The organism is Paenibacillus jilunlii, assembly GCF_900102965.1.
Classification (GTDB): Bacteria; Bacillota; Bacilli; order Paenibacillales; family Paenibacillaceae; genus Paenibacillus_AQ; species Paenibacillus_AQ jilunlii.
Genome location: NZ_FNGM01000006.1, coordinates 153,170 through 168,398 on the forward strand (window position 1 = coordinate 153,170; position 15,229 = coordinate 168,398).

General features: G+C 47.6%; 9 protein-coding genes and 1 pseudogene. All 10 read right to left on the bottom strand.

The genetic code is table 11. The features are described 5' to 3' along the window. Positions 1-195: 195 nt before the first annotated feature. On the bottom strand, positions 196-4,953 hold the full coding sequence (locus BLQ82_RS12880; RefSeq protein WP_062520215.1) for a carbohydrate binding domain-containing protein: 4,758 nt from the start codon (positions 4,951-4,953) through the stop codon (positions 196-198). Between the two features lie 204 nt (positions 4,954-5,157). Then, on the bottom strand, positions 5,158-5,880 hold the full coding sequence (locus BLQ82_RS12885; RefSeq protein WP_062520217.1) for a response regulator transcription factor: 723 nt from the start codon (positions 5,878-5,880) through the stop codon (positions 5,158-5,160). Positions 5,881-6,204: 324 nt separating this feature from the next. Further along, on the bottom strand, positions 6,205-7,185 hold the full coding sequence (locus BLQ82_RS12890; protein ID WP_062520219.1) for an aldo/keto reductase: 981 nt from the start codon (positions 7,183-7,185) through the stop codon (positions 6,205-6,207). A gap of 101 nt (positions 7,186-7,286) precedes the next feature. Then, positions 7,287-7,832, bottom strand: coding sequence for a TetR/AcrR family transcriptional regulator (locus BLQ82_RS12895; RefSeq protein ID WP_062520221.1), 546 nt, complete (start codon positions 7,830-7,832; stop codon positions 7,287-7,289). 327 nt (positions 7,833-8,159) lie between these two features. Further along, positions 8,160-9,269 (bottom strand): GerAB/ArcD/ProY family transporter, encoded by a 1,110-nt coding sequence (locus tag BLQ82_RS12900; protein ID WP_062520223.1) that lies wholly within the window; start codon positions 9,267-9,269, stop codon positions 8,160-8,162. A gap of 27 nt (positions 9,270-9,296) precedes the next feature. Next, positions 9,297-10,475, bottom strand: a complete 1,179-nt coding sequence (locus BLQ82_RS12905) for a Ger(x)C family spore germination protein (RefSeq protein ID WP_062520225.1) — start codon at positions 10,473-10,475, stop codon at positions 9,297-9,299. A gap of 9 nt (positions 10,476-10,484) precedes the next feature. Then, on the bottom strand, positions 10,485-12,002 hold the full coding sequence (locus BLQ82_RS12910; RefSeq protein WP_062520228.1) for a spore germination protein: 1,518 nt from the start codon (positions 12,000-12,002) through the stop codon (positions 10,485-10,487). Between the two features lie 382 nt (positions 12,003-12,384). Then, entirely contained in the window at positions 12,385-14,091 is a 1,707-nt protein-coding gene (locus tag BLQ82_RS12915) for a GMC family oxidoreductase N-terminal domain-containing protein (protein ID WP_062520295.1), read from the bottom strand. Positions 14,092-14,101: 10 nt separating this feature from the next. Continuing rightward, positions 14,102-14,761, bottom strand: coding sequence for a hypothetical protein (locus BLQ82_RS12920; RefSeq protein WP_062520231.1), 660 nt, complete (start codon positions 14,759-14,761; stop codon positions 14,102-14,104). 287 nt (positions 14,762-15,048) lie between these two features. Beyond that, a pseudogene (locus BLQ82_RS33305) lies at positions 15,049-15,207 on the bottom strand (helix-hairpin-helix domain-containing protein); the annotation flags it as partial. Positions 15,208-15,229 lie beyond the last annotated feature (22 nt).

Here is a 15,229-nt window from a genome sequence, read left to right on the forward strand (position 1 = left end):
TCCATGGTAAAATGCCTTGCGGCACAGTTTTTTCTGCCTAAAACTTATACATGCTGAAATATCAATGTGCAAAAAAATTGTGTATATTCTTGTTATTCAACGGCGGTGTTTCATTGAAAAAAGGTCAGCCAGAAAACTGGCCGACCTCTTTATATTGTGGTAGAGAATGTGTAATTCAATAATAGCCGTCCGCGATTATTTGCCGATGCGTGCGAACGGGACAGTCAATAAATCAATGTCACTCCACTCTTTAGGGGAGTTCGAATCCGATACCCCTGGCGAATCGGAAGTCGCTGGATCATTAGGAAGGGTATCCATCGGCGAGTACTCGCCTTGGTGCAGCATTACGCCGATACCTGCGTTCTCTATATCCGGATTTCCGAGTGCGCTGAGTGGAATTTTTGCTTCATAGAAAGTGTCACGATTGGGATCGTGGCCAAGTGCCATGAAGTTTACAAGCTTGCTTGAATCATTAACATCATCAGCATCTTTTACGCCCCACAGGGATGTATAACCTTTGCCTTTAGCAAATTTAACGGTAATACCTGCTGCTGCGCCTGTCTTATAGTTCACTCCACCATCGTCGACGGGGAACACCCCGTTTACGGCTTTGGAAAGATAACCGGAGTGGAACATATTCGAAGCGATGTTGAATTGATAATCGGGAAGATCCAGCCCGCCCCAGAGCGGCTGTTTGCCATTCTTCTTCCACATATCATGTGTTGCGCCAGCACCACGAATCGCATCCATGGCAATTGTCTGCGGCATATCCATGGAGCGGATTGGTGTACCGCCAGCAGAACCAGCATTAGCAGGATCAACGATGTCTGTAACATCTACATACTGCCAAGCCAGATACAGGAACTCGTTGTCCCATGCAGCCCACAGATGGCTAAGGTCCATTGGAGATTCATGAAGCGACCAGTTGCTGCCAAGTGTACGCGGATCATCACCGGCCATGTCAATAGCAATCAGCATGTCATCTGTCCATTCTCCACTGTTAGTTCCATCAATTGTGATTGGAGTCGATACGCGTTTACCAAATGAAGGGTTAGTGGAATATGGCTTGTCTCCACCAGGAATTACGATCGTTCCTTTCAATGTCACCACTGTAAGCTCAGTGCTTGCTGCTGAGAAGTTATTTGCAGTATCGAAAGCTTTTACCGTGTAGGTATACGAAGTTTCTTCAGCTAAACCGGTGTCCGTGAACGCAGGAGTTGCGGATGTTCCTACTTTTACTGCATCACGATAGATGTCGTAACCTGCTACAGCCACATTATCCGTTGAAGCTGTCCACTGAAGGGCAACACTGGCAGCAGTTGCTGTACCTTTTACATTTGTCGGCGCCGAAGGTGCGATGGTATCACCAGCACCCGGTACTTCAATGGTTACTTCATTGCTGTTAGCGGAGAAATTACTTGCAGCATCACGGGCGCGAACCTGGTACTTGTAAGTTGTACCTTCCTTCACCGTGCTGTCAATGAAAGTTGTTGCATTCACCGAAAATGTCTCCGTGCTTGTACCAGCTATACGGGTAATTTGGTAATCTGCTACGCCAACATTGTCAGTAGAAGCACTCCAAGTCAAAGTGACCGTCTTAGGAGTTCCACTGCTGAGATTGCCAGCCAGGTTAGCTGGAATTGAAGGAGCAGTCGTATCGGAGCCAGCAGGCTTCTCCCCAAGCTTCACTTGTCCAGGAGCATTGTTGTTGCCAGGAATGTAAATATTGTCGCCTGTGTTGAAGTAGTAGTTCTTCTGACCGTTGCTGTCCCAAACGTTGCTTCCGTTATTAAAGCAAGCTTCCAGACGGCTGGTGGTACCAATATCAACCGTTATTTTTTTGTAGCCAGGGTTTAGCAAGTCATTCTCCATCTTCACGCCTGGAATGGATGTCCATGTACCACCTTCGGCGCGATAATGGATGTTAACATTTGTCCAGCCCTCTTTGTAATAAACGGTAACTTTATTTCCTGGCTTTGGACCTTCAGGTTTACCGGCGGTCACTTTACCTGCGTCATAGGTGTTGTCTCCTTTATTGAAGAAATAGTTCTTCTGATTGTTGCTGTCCCATTGACCGCTGCCATTGTTGAATGCTACCTCTGCGCGTGTTGCCGGAGAAGTTCCCAGGTCAATCGTGTGCACAGCATATCCCGGAATTTCAGAATCCTCCATCTTCACGCCCGGACTGGCTGTCCAGTTGCCGCCTTCAGCGCGGTAGTGAATGTAAGGAGTTGCGTATCCTTTTTTGTAGTAAATCGTAGCGGTGTTGTCATTGCCTTGTCCAGACGGCAAAGTCTTAACGCTGATCTCGTTACTTGGATCGGATGTGCCGCCGGATTGGCTCTTTGCAATCACTTTATAGGTATACGTTGTTTCTGCAGTCAAACCTGTATCCTTATAAGTTGCTGTTGTCGACGATCCAACCTTCACATTGTTGCGGTATACGTCGTATCCGGCAATTCCGGAGCTGTCGGTAGACGCATTCCAAGTCAATGTTACCGTCTTGTCTGTCTTTACCGAACTAGCCAGGTTTGATGGAGCCGTCGGTTTAGTCACGACACGCGGATCTGTATCGGACCAAGCGCTTCCGTCATACCAGCCTGTTGCTGTTCTGGTGAAGCCAGCTTGGTTCTGAGCAGGCAATTGTTTGCCAGTAGTGTCTTTAAATATAATCGTAGCTTGTTCAGCCTTGTCGAAGCTGTAGACATACCAGTCTCCGCCAGCGCTTGTCATAGCTGGAGCTGTAGCCCAGGTTGGGTCATTATCCTTTGGTCCTGTGTTATAAAAGTAGATGGATGGTGTTCCCCATCCGGACGGTTTCTTGAAGTAGACTTCCAGCTTAGCGTTAGGATCGCCTTTCGTGAACTCGAACGAAGCAGTACCTTCGCCATTTTCATTCGTTGCATACATCTTCAGCGTTATCGTGTCATTAATGGCCATGTCTGCGCCAATCTTGATTGTTGTTCCATTGGTAAATGCAGTTCCGTTAATGGGATCACTGCCATCCAGCGTGTACTTGCCACTGTCCGCATTCTTGATCGACAGCGTTACAGAGGCAGTTTCGGTTTTGAATTTACCGCCTGCCGGTGAAGCAGTCAGAACCGGGAACTTCTTGTTTACGCCAACATTTTCAATCAGAATAACGCCGTTGGTTCCTGCGGTAAATTTGGCCTTGCCTCCGCTTACCACCACTTCGTTCTTCGTGTAAGCATCGCGCACAGTAGTACCATCCGGGAAGATGCCGGATACATTCACATCTACAGTTCCAGAGGCTCCTGTAGCCACGACTACTTTATCCAGAACATCACCTTTCTCATAGGTGCGTGAGAACGTATACGGACCGTCTGCAATTTTCTTATGCGTTCCTGCGCCTACGGCAATGTGATTGTTTCTGAATTGTCCAATTTTCTGCCAGTGTGACAGAACATCCTGGTTAATGCCGTTCCAGTTCATCTGTGAGCGTGCGCCTTGGTCCGGGTCAGAGCCGGTAGCCCCAAACGGTCTTGCCGTTTCATCTCCATAGTAAGTCTGCACTCCGCCCGGAAGAAGCAGAAGCGCGGTACCTGCTTGAATCAGATTTCCACGGTTGTATAACCCTTTATCGTGAGAAGAAAGATAGCTGATCATATTATAGTTAGGCAGATCCCCGTTTAATTCACTTGCATATCGGGAGAAGAGGCCTTCCAGATCGCTCATATTTGCGCCTTGGAAGGAGAAGTTGATTAAGGAATCAAATCCGTTATCGAAATAAGTGCCGGTTCTTCCGAGGCCATGACCCCAAACTTCCCCGGTCATCCAGAAGTCTTCTGTCCAATCTGCTCCCGGTTTAGTCGGGTTATTCTGTCTCCATTTCGCAAGCGCGCTACTTGCGCTTATCTTGAGTTCTTTCCATCTGTCTGCTTGGACATGCTTTGCAGTATCAATACGGAAACCATCAATTCCGAACTCTTCGACCCATGAGGACAGCCATTTGATCATATAATCCTTTGGGGCAACGTTCAGATCTTTGCGGTATTGCTTGGCAGCCGGAACGATCCAGTTATCGTAACCGCTCGTTTCTTTGTTGAACTTGGTTTTCAGTACCGGCGGCAAGCCGGTGCCACTAGTGGATTCGGTCTTGATATCAGGCAGGAACCCTACACACAGCGTCTGATCGTTGCCGCCGCATTGATCGTAACCTGCAATATTGTTGGCACGAATCCAGCTGCTGCCCCACCAAGAAGCCCATGCACTGGAATTATTCGTATTCATAATGTTATTGTGCGTGTGCCAGTTTTGGCCTTGGCCTTTGTCCGGAATCCAGTTGCCGGCGAGTCCGCCGCGGTCACCGTATCCGTATTCCGCCATATCCACAAGTGTCGGATAAGCGACATGGTTCATAACCACGTCCAGGACCACACGGATTCCCTTGGTGTGAGCGAGGTCAACGAACTCGCGCATTTCATCAATGGTACCTATGCTCTTGTCCATTTCAGTAAAGTCGAGTCCATAGTAGCCATGGTAGCCATAGTGAGCAAAGTCACCGTCTTTCCCGCCTACCCAGCCGTGCATTTGTTCCCAAGGAGCTGTAATCCAAATTGCATTTGTACCCAGATCCGTGAAGTAGCCTTCTTCCAGCTTCTTGGTCAAACCTTTAATATCTCCGCCGTGGAATGTACCCACATCCGAGCCCCAGGCATCCGTCTTAGGTCTGCCATAAGCGCCGTCATTGCTGGTATTGCCGTTTTTGAAACGGTCTGTCATGACGAAGTAAACGTTTGCATTATCCCAGCTGAATGGGCTTACTGCCTGCTGCTGTCCGTCATTAACCGGCGTGCTGCTGTTTGCTGCAGGCGCTGCAGTCGGGGTCACTGTGGCCGCTGTTACTTGGCCCGCTGGCAATACCGCAACGCTCCATAGCATTGAGCAGAGCAGCATCATGCTTAGTAAAACTTTGCAACTCTTTTTTACCATTAGCTTATTCTCCTCCTGTACCTTTTGATATGAAACGAGTTGCGTGATCCGTAAACCAGCAAGCGATATACTACTAAAAAGCTGGATTTTTGCAGATTGCAATCGTTTGCACTTAAACCCATCTTATCAACTTACTTTAAAGTCTAGTTAAAGTAATGAAATAATATTTTAAGAAAAGTCATAGATTATTCGATAAGCGTTGTTTTACGCTTCCAAGGATTCCACCATTAGTGAAACCGATCCGTTAAATTTATAGCCAGCACCTCTGACAGTATGGATATATAGCGGTTTACTCGGGGTTTTCTCAATTTTTTGCCGCAAGTTATAAATATGAACCATGACGGTTCGTATGTCCCCTTGCTTCATGTCTTTCCAAATAAGATCATATAAGGTTTCGGTGTGGAATACGCGATTCGGGTTCTTTGCCAGAACAACAAGGAGTCGGAATTCTTTAGAAGATAAAGAGACTTCCTTGCCATAGGCCATTACTGAGTGGGTAGTAGGATCAATCTGCAGATTTGGATAGAGTATCAAATGACGTTGATTAACTGGGAAAGCCTGTTTATACCTACGGAGGTGTGCTCTGATTCGGGCGAGCAATCCTTCATTGCTGGAGGGCTTGGCAATAAACTCATCTGCCCCCCGGTTCAAGGCTTCAATCCTGAGATAATCTTCAGTATGATGACTTGTAAAAAGCACTGGTTTATCGCTGAATTTGCGCAATTCCGTGCATAAGTTCAAACCGCCCGCCCCTGGCATTGACAGGTCAAGAATAATTAAATCAGGATCGTGAGAATGAATGAAGCTGACCGATGCTTGTCCGCTGTCAGTATACCCAACAGCTTCATATCCATGCTCAAGTAAGAATTGAACCAATAACCTGCGAGTTTCAGTATCATCATCAATGATTATGATTTTTTCCCGCATTCATTTTTCTCCTTTCATAATATTGTAAGCGCTTTCTGAATTGTATTAAAGAGATTGCGGATGAACTTTATACATAGTATGTCATTTTCATACAAAAAATATCATATGTTGTAGAATAATGCAACTAGATAAACCACAATTAAGAAGATTATAACCTGACAAGCAGGCGACCAATCGCAGCCGCTTTTTCCATTACTTCAATCAATTCGATGAGGGAGATTTCGCGAAATGTTTAAACCTGTCAATCCTGTACTTTGTTATAACGTCCAAAAAACAGCGGCAGTCCAGGACTGTTTTTCTCGTCCATGGCTGCCGCTGTTTCTTTTATTGGGCACCAACCACCGGATGAGGAACATACGGCTCTTCCAGCGAAGCAATTTCTTCAGGTGTTAGTGTAATGGACAGAGCGGCTGCCGCATCTTCGAGATGGGAGCTTTTGGTAGCCCCGATAATGGGAGCGGTCACGGGTTCTTTCTGCAATAGCCAGGCTAGGGCAATTTGAGCGCGGGGAACACCGCGTTGTTCTGCTATCACCGCAACCTGTTCTGCGATCAAGCGGTCAGTATGTGCCGTTGCATCGTATTTGGATTTCTGGACCTGGTCAGTCTCGGAGCGGTGTGTGGTTTCGGACCAGTCCCGCGTCAATCTGCCTGAGGCCAGCGGGCTGTAGGGAATCACAGCGATTTTTTCTTCCTTGCATAGCGGGAGCATCTCTCTCTCCTCTTCACGGTATAAAAGATTCAAATGATTCTGCATCGAGACGAACCGGGTCCATCCATGTTTCTCAGCAACATGCAGTGCCTTCAGGAACTGCCATGCGAACATGGCTGACGCCCCAATGTATCTTGCCTTTCCGGCCTTCACTACATCATGCAAAGCTTCCATCGTCTCTTCGATCGGCGTATGGTAATCCCAGCGGTGAATCTGGTACAGGTCCACATAATCGGTTCCCAGCCGCTGCAGGCTTTTATCGATTTCGCTCATAATTGCCTTCCGGGAAAGTCCAGCCCCATTGGGACCTTGGTGCATACGGAAATGTACTTTCGTCGCCAGGACAATCTCATCCCGGTGGGCATAATCCTTCAAAGCCCGGCCCACAATTTCCTCACTTGTTCCATCTGAATATACGTTCGCCGTGTCAAAGAAATTGACACCCAGCTCAAGGGCTTGTTTGATAATAATACGGCTGCGGTCTTCATCCAGTACCCAAGGATGGACCCATCGATCTGCTTCACCAAAGCTCATACAGCCCAGACACAGCCGGGAGACATCCAAGCCCGTATTTCCAAGCTTCACATATTCCATTAGATTGTTCCTCACTTTCCCATTAAAATGTTTTCCTTCCTAAACAGTTTACTCCTTAGAGTGAACTCGAAGGCAAGCAATTAGCCGGCAATTTACTCCCTCTATAGACTTCTCTTCAATAAGGCTCCAACTTGTTCTGCCATGATTTGTGGAGGATACGGCATTTCATTTCTAATCCACCATTCAATGATCCCTACATAAGCGGTACCCGTATATTGCAACATGATGTCTTCGTTCAAATCCTCATTTCTACCACTTTCTCTATCAATCTCACCTCTGAATCCTTCCATAACATAATCAAGCAGCCGAGTTCTAAACGAGGGAGCTCCTTTACTGGCTAACATCGTTGAAAAAAATAAATGATTTTTCTCAAAATACTCAAAAAAAGGCACAAGGCCATTGCTCCAATCCAATTGGCATGCCCATTCATCCATTTCACCTAATTCATTCATGTGTGATTCGATCAGTTTATCCAACAAATCATATTTGTCCTGGTAATGAAGATAAATGGTTCCGCGATTAAGGTTTGCCTGGTCTGCAATATCCTGAATGGTAATTTCATCAAAACTTTTTTCGCTCATCAATTCAATAACAGCTTTTTTCAAGGCTTCTTGCGTTTTAGCAATTCTTCGATCCATTTTTGCCATCGGAAAATTCACCAAACTTTCTTAAATAATTAACACTTTCGGTTTATGTGTTGAGGTATCAACAATCTACATTTTTTTAACCATTGAATGTATGTTTCTTACATATATAATAATATACACGAGTTGATTAATCAATTCGTTTTGTTAATTCACCTGTTGTTAGGATTTATATTTTGCTTTAATCTAACCAAAATGGGGGATGATATCAAAAAATTCTGAATAAAGAAGATTTTGCTCATCACCTGGATGCGACTTTAAGAAATCAACATTCACCCCATATAGTTTCTATGGATTTTACCTACTGAAGGGAAAAGGAAGGGTGTGGTTCTAAGCATGATCCGCGGCAGCCGGCCGTTTCCTTTGTCTCCATTTACCTACTACAAGCAAGAGTAAGGGCAGACCGAGCATATTCACCGGCATCGCAAACGGCACCCAGTAACGCTGCAAATAATTTGAAGTCGCCTCCGTTACATCTTGGGGAATTAACGCAAATACAAACATAACCGGGGCAATGAACCAAATCAGGTTCCTCCAGTTGCGGACATGCAAAAATTGGGCGGTGCCATAGCTCATCAGGAAGAGCATCACAGCAAATTTGACGAATACGCTGGCGAGCCATATGACGACCGGAATCGCATCGAAATTATCGATAAAGCCGAACAGTGATATTTTTTTGGTCATTTCGAAAAAAGGGTACCACGTGTTAGAGGAAAGATTGACCCCTAAAGTGAAGATCACCATCAGCGTTGTTATCAGTACAAAGAATACCGAGGTCAAGACGGCCCCGAACGTGTACAACGCCCCCTTGCGCTGCTGGGTCAAAAATGCGGCAAACATAAGGTATTCAACAGAATGACCGAGGTAGGAGGCTGGTGCCAGCGCTCCACCCAGTATTCCCGTCATTCCGCTATCCACATAGACCGGGAGGATGTTCCTCCATTGGATATTGTTAGTGCTAGCGATTAGGACAAGGCCAATCATGAGCAAGATGATCGGCCCCAGAACCTCGCCGCAGCGGGCAATGCCTTCAATTCCGCCTGCGTAGTTTGCATAGACAATCACGAAGATCATCAGAAGCATGACCGCTTCTTTCGGTGTCCCGTGAAGCAGCATGACTTGGACCAAATCGGAGAATTGGCGGAGAATTATCGGAGTAATCGTATACCATTGAACCAAATAAATTACGATTACAGCTTTGCCGATCCATTTCCCAAGAATCAAATGACTGTATTCAAAAAACGTCTGCCCAGGGTATAGCTTCGCGGCTTGCGTCGCCAAGAGTGCGATCAGCGTAGCGATACCTCCGGCAACGATAACGGAAATCCACGCATCCTGTTTTGCCTGTAGGCTTGGGGTGACCGTCATGACCAATGTCATCCCGAGATCCATGATAAGGATGATCCAGAAAACCTGTATACCCTTCAATTTCATCTTCATCGCAAAGAGCCCTCTTCCGGTTGATAGTCAGTCCGTTTTTACTTTATGTGCGGGGGAGTGCGTTTTGCCCGTTCGTTCAATCTTGATGTGGGCATCGACAGTCACGGGAACCTCAGGAAAAATATCAAGCCATTCATCCTTCATTTTTTTCCAGGCATACGGATACTCGATGTGGACATCCTCTCCGATGCCGAGGATATCCGACTGGAGCACTTTTTGCACATGTGTTAACATGCTCTCTGCCTCGCTTTGAATTTGCTTCGACAACAAGGTTTCGACACGTTTCATATGATTCACTTTGCTCAGGTCCAGCTTCGAATCGTTATCGATCGCCCGGACGGTGGCATGTAACGAGACCTTTACTTCGGGGAGGTCATTCTTGATTACCAAGTGCATTTTCATGCCGCTTTGCAGCAGTTCAACACCTACGGTCCCTCCGTATTGTTCGTTCTCAGGTTCCACTTGCACAGTAAACCTCAAATGGTGTCCCCCTCCTGTCCACCAGCGCAATAGTTTTAATTCGTCGGATGACAAGTATCCGGATAGTTGATTTCTACGGTAAACTGCAGCCCGGTCAATCGTGAACGTTTCCTTATCAGTACCTTTATGAATGACCCTTATGGCAGCGGTAACCGGTGATCTGTCTTGTGAGGACAGAGCATTCAAGAATTCGTCGATTTTGACAGGAAAGCTTAATTTGCTGGATTGAATTTTGTTGATACCGATACCCGGAATGAGTTCAAGCTGATAGGGGGTGTTCAAAATTTCTTTGGCTGTCCCTCCACAAGTTGTTAGCACATAACTATTGGAGCGGCTCTCAGGAAATCTGGTAAATGTATCCACTACCTGATTGATACCATGCCGGGCGAATTGTTCTCCGATAATGATGACGCCTCTATGCCCAAAATAGATGGCACGAGACAATTGCTGCTGCAGTTTCCCTGTCACTTCCGATGAGTTCTTCCCGCTGGCCGAGATGACGATGACTGATTTCTTGCCGCTCCCCCCGGACTGTACGGCACTGGGGATTCCCGTTGGAAGGGCGATCTGAAGGGTTACTTCGAGCTGTCCGTCATCTGTAAGATCAATTCCGCTTGCCATAACCAAAGCGAGATCGTCCATTTCATTGCGGTCCCAGCAGCCGGTCGTCAATCCGAGAATAACGAAAATAACCAGGAACCTGAATGTCCGGAGTATTCTGGTCATTTGCTCCTTTCACTCCATTCTTCGCTGTGTTTGCTTTTGACGCCTCCGCATTACCCGCCATGGGGCACGGATCAAAGTATCCGTTAGTCCTGTGGGGTTAAACGGTGCAATTGGTGTCATATAGGGAACACCGAAGGATTTCAGGGTTACCAGATGGATCAAGACGCAAATCAAGCCAATCCCAACTCCATACAGACCGAAGCTTGCAGCGAGAAACATAAGCGGAAACCGTATAATACTGATCGCCTGGCTCATTCCCGGGTTCGGGATGAGAAAGGAAGCAATACCTGTAACGGATACGACGATGATCTGGGGAGCGGAAATAATACCTGCCTGAACGGCAGCCTGTCCAATGACAAGTGCGCCCACAATGCTGATCGTCTGTCCTACTGGACGGGGAAGGCGGATTCCTGCTTCGCGCAGCGCCTCAAAGGTAATTTCCATGATCAATCCTTCCGCTATTGCTGGAAAGGGGACAACTTCCCGCGCCGCTGCAAGGCTGAGGGCCAAGCTTGTCGGGATCATTTCCTGATGGAAGGTCGTGATCGCAATAAATATGGCAGGGAGCGCCATTGCTAAAAAGGCAAATAGATATCTGAGCCATCGCAGCATCGTAACGTATATGAAATTACTATAATAGTCCTCGGCTGTCTGAAAACCAAACCAGAATGTGATCGGGAGAACGAGCACATTCGGCGAACCGTCAATCAGGACCGCAATTTTACCTTCGATCAGGGAACCTGAAACCAAATCGGGCCGTTGAGTTGCCTGCATCAGGGGAAAGGGTGAATAGGGATGGTCGCTAATCAATTCCTCGATATAACCGGATTCCAGCACACTGTCCATATCGATGCTGGATATCCGTTTTTTCATCTCTTCAACTACGCTTTGTTCTGCTAGATCTTCAATGTATACAATCATCACGTCAGTCTGGGAAAGCCTTCCTGCACAGAGCTTCTCCGTCTTTAGCCGGGGCGTCCGGAGCCGATGGCGAATGAGGGCAAGGTTGATGTCGAGTTTCTCGATAAAACCGTATCGCGGACCGCGAATGACTGCCTCCGTTGCCGGTTCCTCAAGCTGACGATGCAGCTTGTTTTTGAGCCCAAAGGAGAACGCCTCCGTGGCGGATTGGGTGAATAGAACGACTTCTCCCCTAACGATGCTTTGAACGACTTCATTCATATTCTTCGCGATACGGGGTTGTACAATGGAAGCCAATTTGAAGTTCAGTATTTCATAGATGTGGGAGGAGCTGCTGCTTGACGCTGCTTCGGGCTGCATCAAAGGCTCCAAGAAACCGTCATCCCAAAGTTGATCGTCAACTAATACATCCAGATAAACGACCATACCCGGAATGGAGCCAAACATATGAAGTTTGCGCACAACTAGATCGGAGCAATTGGCAAACAATTGAGCGAGGACCGTTTCATTGTCATCCAGTTCGCTGGAAATCTTCAACTCAATTGTTTTATCTAATTCTTTCAGTTTGTTTCCGAAAGGATCAGTTACTCTTTTTTTCGTTTTCATATGCTCCTCCTATCAAAACATAATCTTCCCCATCCATTATTGGATTATTCGGAATAAAATACCATGAGTTAGAGGCAAGTGGAAACGGCTATGCCGTCCTTAAAAAGGAGCATATGCTTCCGAAGCAGCAATACAGAAATAAATTATTGAATTACGAAAAAGGGGCTATCCCCTTATGCTTTTTCCAAAGCATTTGAGATAGTCCCTTGGTGGGGCTCCATTGAGGTATATTTTCCCTGCCGCCGTGCATACTTCATGCATAACAAAAGAATGCATATGGAAGGGGTGCAAGAAAAATGAAAGTGCTCGGAAAAGCAGCCGCCTTTTTGCTTATTATCGCTTTATCAGGAGCCGTCCTGTATTATGCCACCGCAATGGGTGGTTAGCTGAAATACTTAGTGACAATCTTCTCTGCCGTCCGGGTAGCCAGCGCTTGTGTCGTGAGAGTAGGGTTAGGGCCGCCGATGCCATTGAAATGCACACTGTTGTCGGCTATGAACAGGCGCCTCACTTGATAAGCCTCACAGTTCGTATCGGTGACATATCCCATACGCATCGTGCTTTCGAGATGGATCATGGAGCCAAAGGGGGTATCTGAACGGATAATCTTTCTGGCACCGGCTTGCTTCAGCGTTTCCGAAGCGTATCTCGCCAGTTGATCCCTCCTCTTCAGTGTCTTCGGGCTAGGCGTATAATGCATGATCGGAATCGGACCGTTCTCGTCTTTCAGGAGTGGATCGATCTGTACCCTGTTACGATAGAGTGTCTCGTCATCCGTAAGGATCAGTATGCTCATCGTCCGGGAATAGTTCATCATCAGCTCTTTGAGCTGAGGACCGACGACACGGCCGTGAATATCCCACGGCGCTCCCGGCTCCGGCGGATTAAGAGCGTCATATCCCGCTTCACTGAACCCATAGGTCAAGAAGGACATTAGACCTGGGCTTAGGCAAGAGACTTGAAAAATCCCGGTTCCCGGAATATCGACCCTGGCCCCCGAAGTATGTCCGACGTACGGATAGACAGCCGGCAGGCCCATAATGCTCATTAGATCCTTTTCATCGAAAACGCCTGCAACCCAGTCAAAGCAATGATTGGTTAGTCCTCTTCCCACCCATTCGTTATAGGGTAACCCCGAATTCAGCCAGAGACGCGGAGATTCGATGCAGCCAGCGGCCATAACAACCGTTCTAGCCGTTAACTCGCCGATTTCTCCCGTCCACGTATCCCGAAACTGCACACCAGTTGCGCGAAGTCCTTCTTTCGGATCTTGCGCCGTCAAGAGCTTGATCACGAAGGAGTTCGGCCGGATTGCAACGTTTCCGGTTTTGAGTGCGAGTGGAACGTAGCTGACAAGGGTACTTCGTTTGGCAATTTTGTCTACCGAAGAACCGGTCGTGCATCCGTTGACGCAGTTTCCCTTCAGGGTGCAGCCCTCCATGTTGGATAATTGCTCGAGCGAGTAACTCTGGTCCATCAGATGTTCGTTGGTTGGCAGAATGGCATTCGGATTCGGGCGGTACCCCGGAGTCGTAACGTTCAACGTCGGAATCAGCGGCCAGCCTGCTTTTTTGGCGCCGTAGTAAAATAGCTCTTCTTTGGGCGTTGTAGGCGCGAACTGGACCGGCAGCGTGGCTTCGGCCTTTTCGTAATAAGGAACCAGCTCCCGATAGCTGATCGGCCAAATATTGTCGACCGCAAGGGGGAAAGCGCGCGGTGACTGCGACCAATAAAGCTGGGTCGTTCCCCCTACTCCAGATAGCTGCCAGATTTCACCTTTCTGGCGCATGACCCGGTGCCAAGGTGTACGGCGGCGGTCGGCAGGCCCAAAACGGAATACGCCGGACACCAAATCATTCATATTGTTTTCATATGCATTGAAGATCTTCTTGTATATCCCTACATCCAAATCCTTATAATCGGAGCTCCACTCTCCACCCCGCTCGCTGTTCGGATTCGCCCATTGTTTGTTTCCGTACCATGGGCCGGCTTCCAATACCAGCACTTTCAAGCCTGCTTCTCCAAGCTCCTTCGCCGCAACGGCGCCTCCACCGCCGGACCCAATAACGATTACGTCGGCATCGAACATTGCATCTGCATCATACAATGGTGGATTCCCCTCCCTTGCGTTCGATGGTCAGCATGTAGCCAAGGAGCGCCCTGTAGCCCGGCACAACTCCAGGATATTCCGCCTGCTTCCATGAGACCGGGAAATATTCCAGCCTTCGTTCGGTCGGTGTCCTTAGCCGGGTCGTCCCGTATGCCGACCACTCCGAATAGTTGCCAAACATCGTTTGCCGGTTAAGAAAGTCAATCATATACCGGGTAAACCCCAAATCGTTCCGGTATGGAGGAGGCAAAACTCCAGGATCGATATTCCCTTGCTCCAGCATGGCGAGAACACTAATCCGGTCATTCCGGGACATTGCACTGAATGGTCCGCTCTCCCAGAGAAGAGGATTAGGAGGATGCTGCAGCTGTCTTGAGGCGGCTAAATGGACGGCACCAACATTAAGCAATCCTGCGGTGGAACAAGACAATGGAATGTCCGTCAAACCAAATCCCAGTACAAGGGAAAGGCTGTGGTCCAGCTCCCAGATCATATACTCGTGAATGCACAAATCAGCTGCTCCTGCAGTCAGCTCTGGCGAATATGTGGCAGACACTGGTGAATCAGGAATAATTGCCTCAACAAGTGCTCTAAATGTTGCAAAGGTATGGGAATCCACTGTTGCAGCATAGATTGCAGACGGATGCATACTAATTCCCCCTTTAGTAACAGGTATGGGTAATTCACCTAAAACCCCCATCACCTATATCTATTCGCCAGGAGGATCTTTCAGACTCGATTAAGCAACCAGCAGCTTAGAACAGCTCAGCTAACGCTTCCAATCCTATAGTTAAAACAAAAAACGAGTATCCGCAGGTGGCTGCTCTTGTTGACCTTTTGTGGTTTTGAAAATGAGAAAGGGCTGTCTCTACTAGTAGAAAAACTACTTTTGGGACAGCCCCCTGATTTGGATGCTGGTCAATGCGAATTATTCGCTTATTGATTCCTTACTTCAGTTTTAAAAGCCAGGCCCTTCCCCGCCAACGCTTGTCTGAGCTTCGGCATGGAGGATGGGCCAATTCCGTGCAGCTTCAAAATGGCTTTCTCGGTATAAGCGGAGAGCTGCTCCAGCGTTGCGATGCCCTCATGCTCAAGCCTTTCGTATTGGAGATGGGCT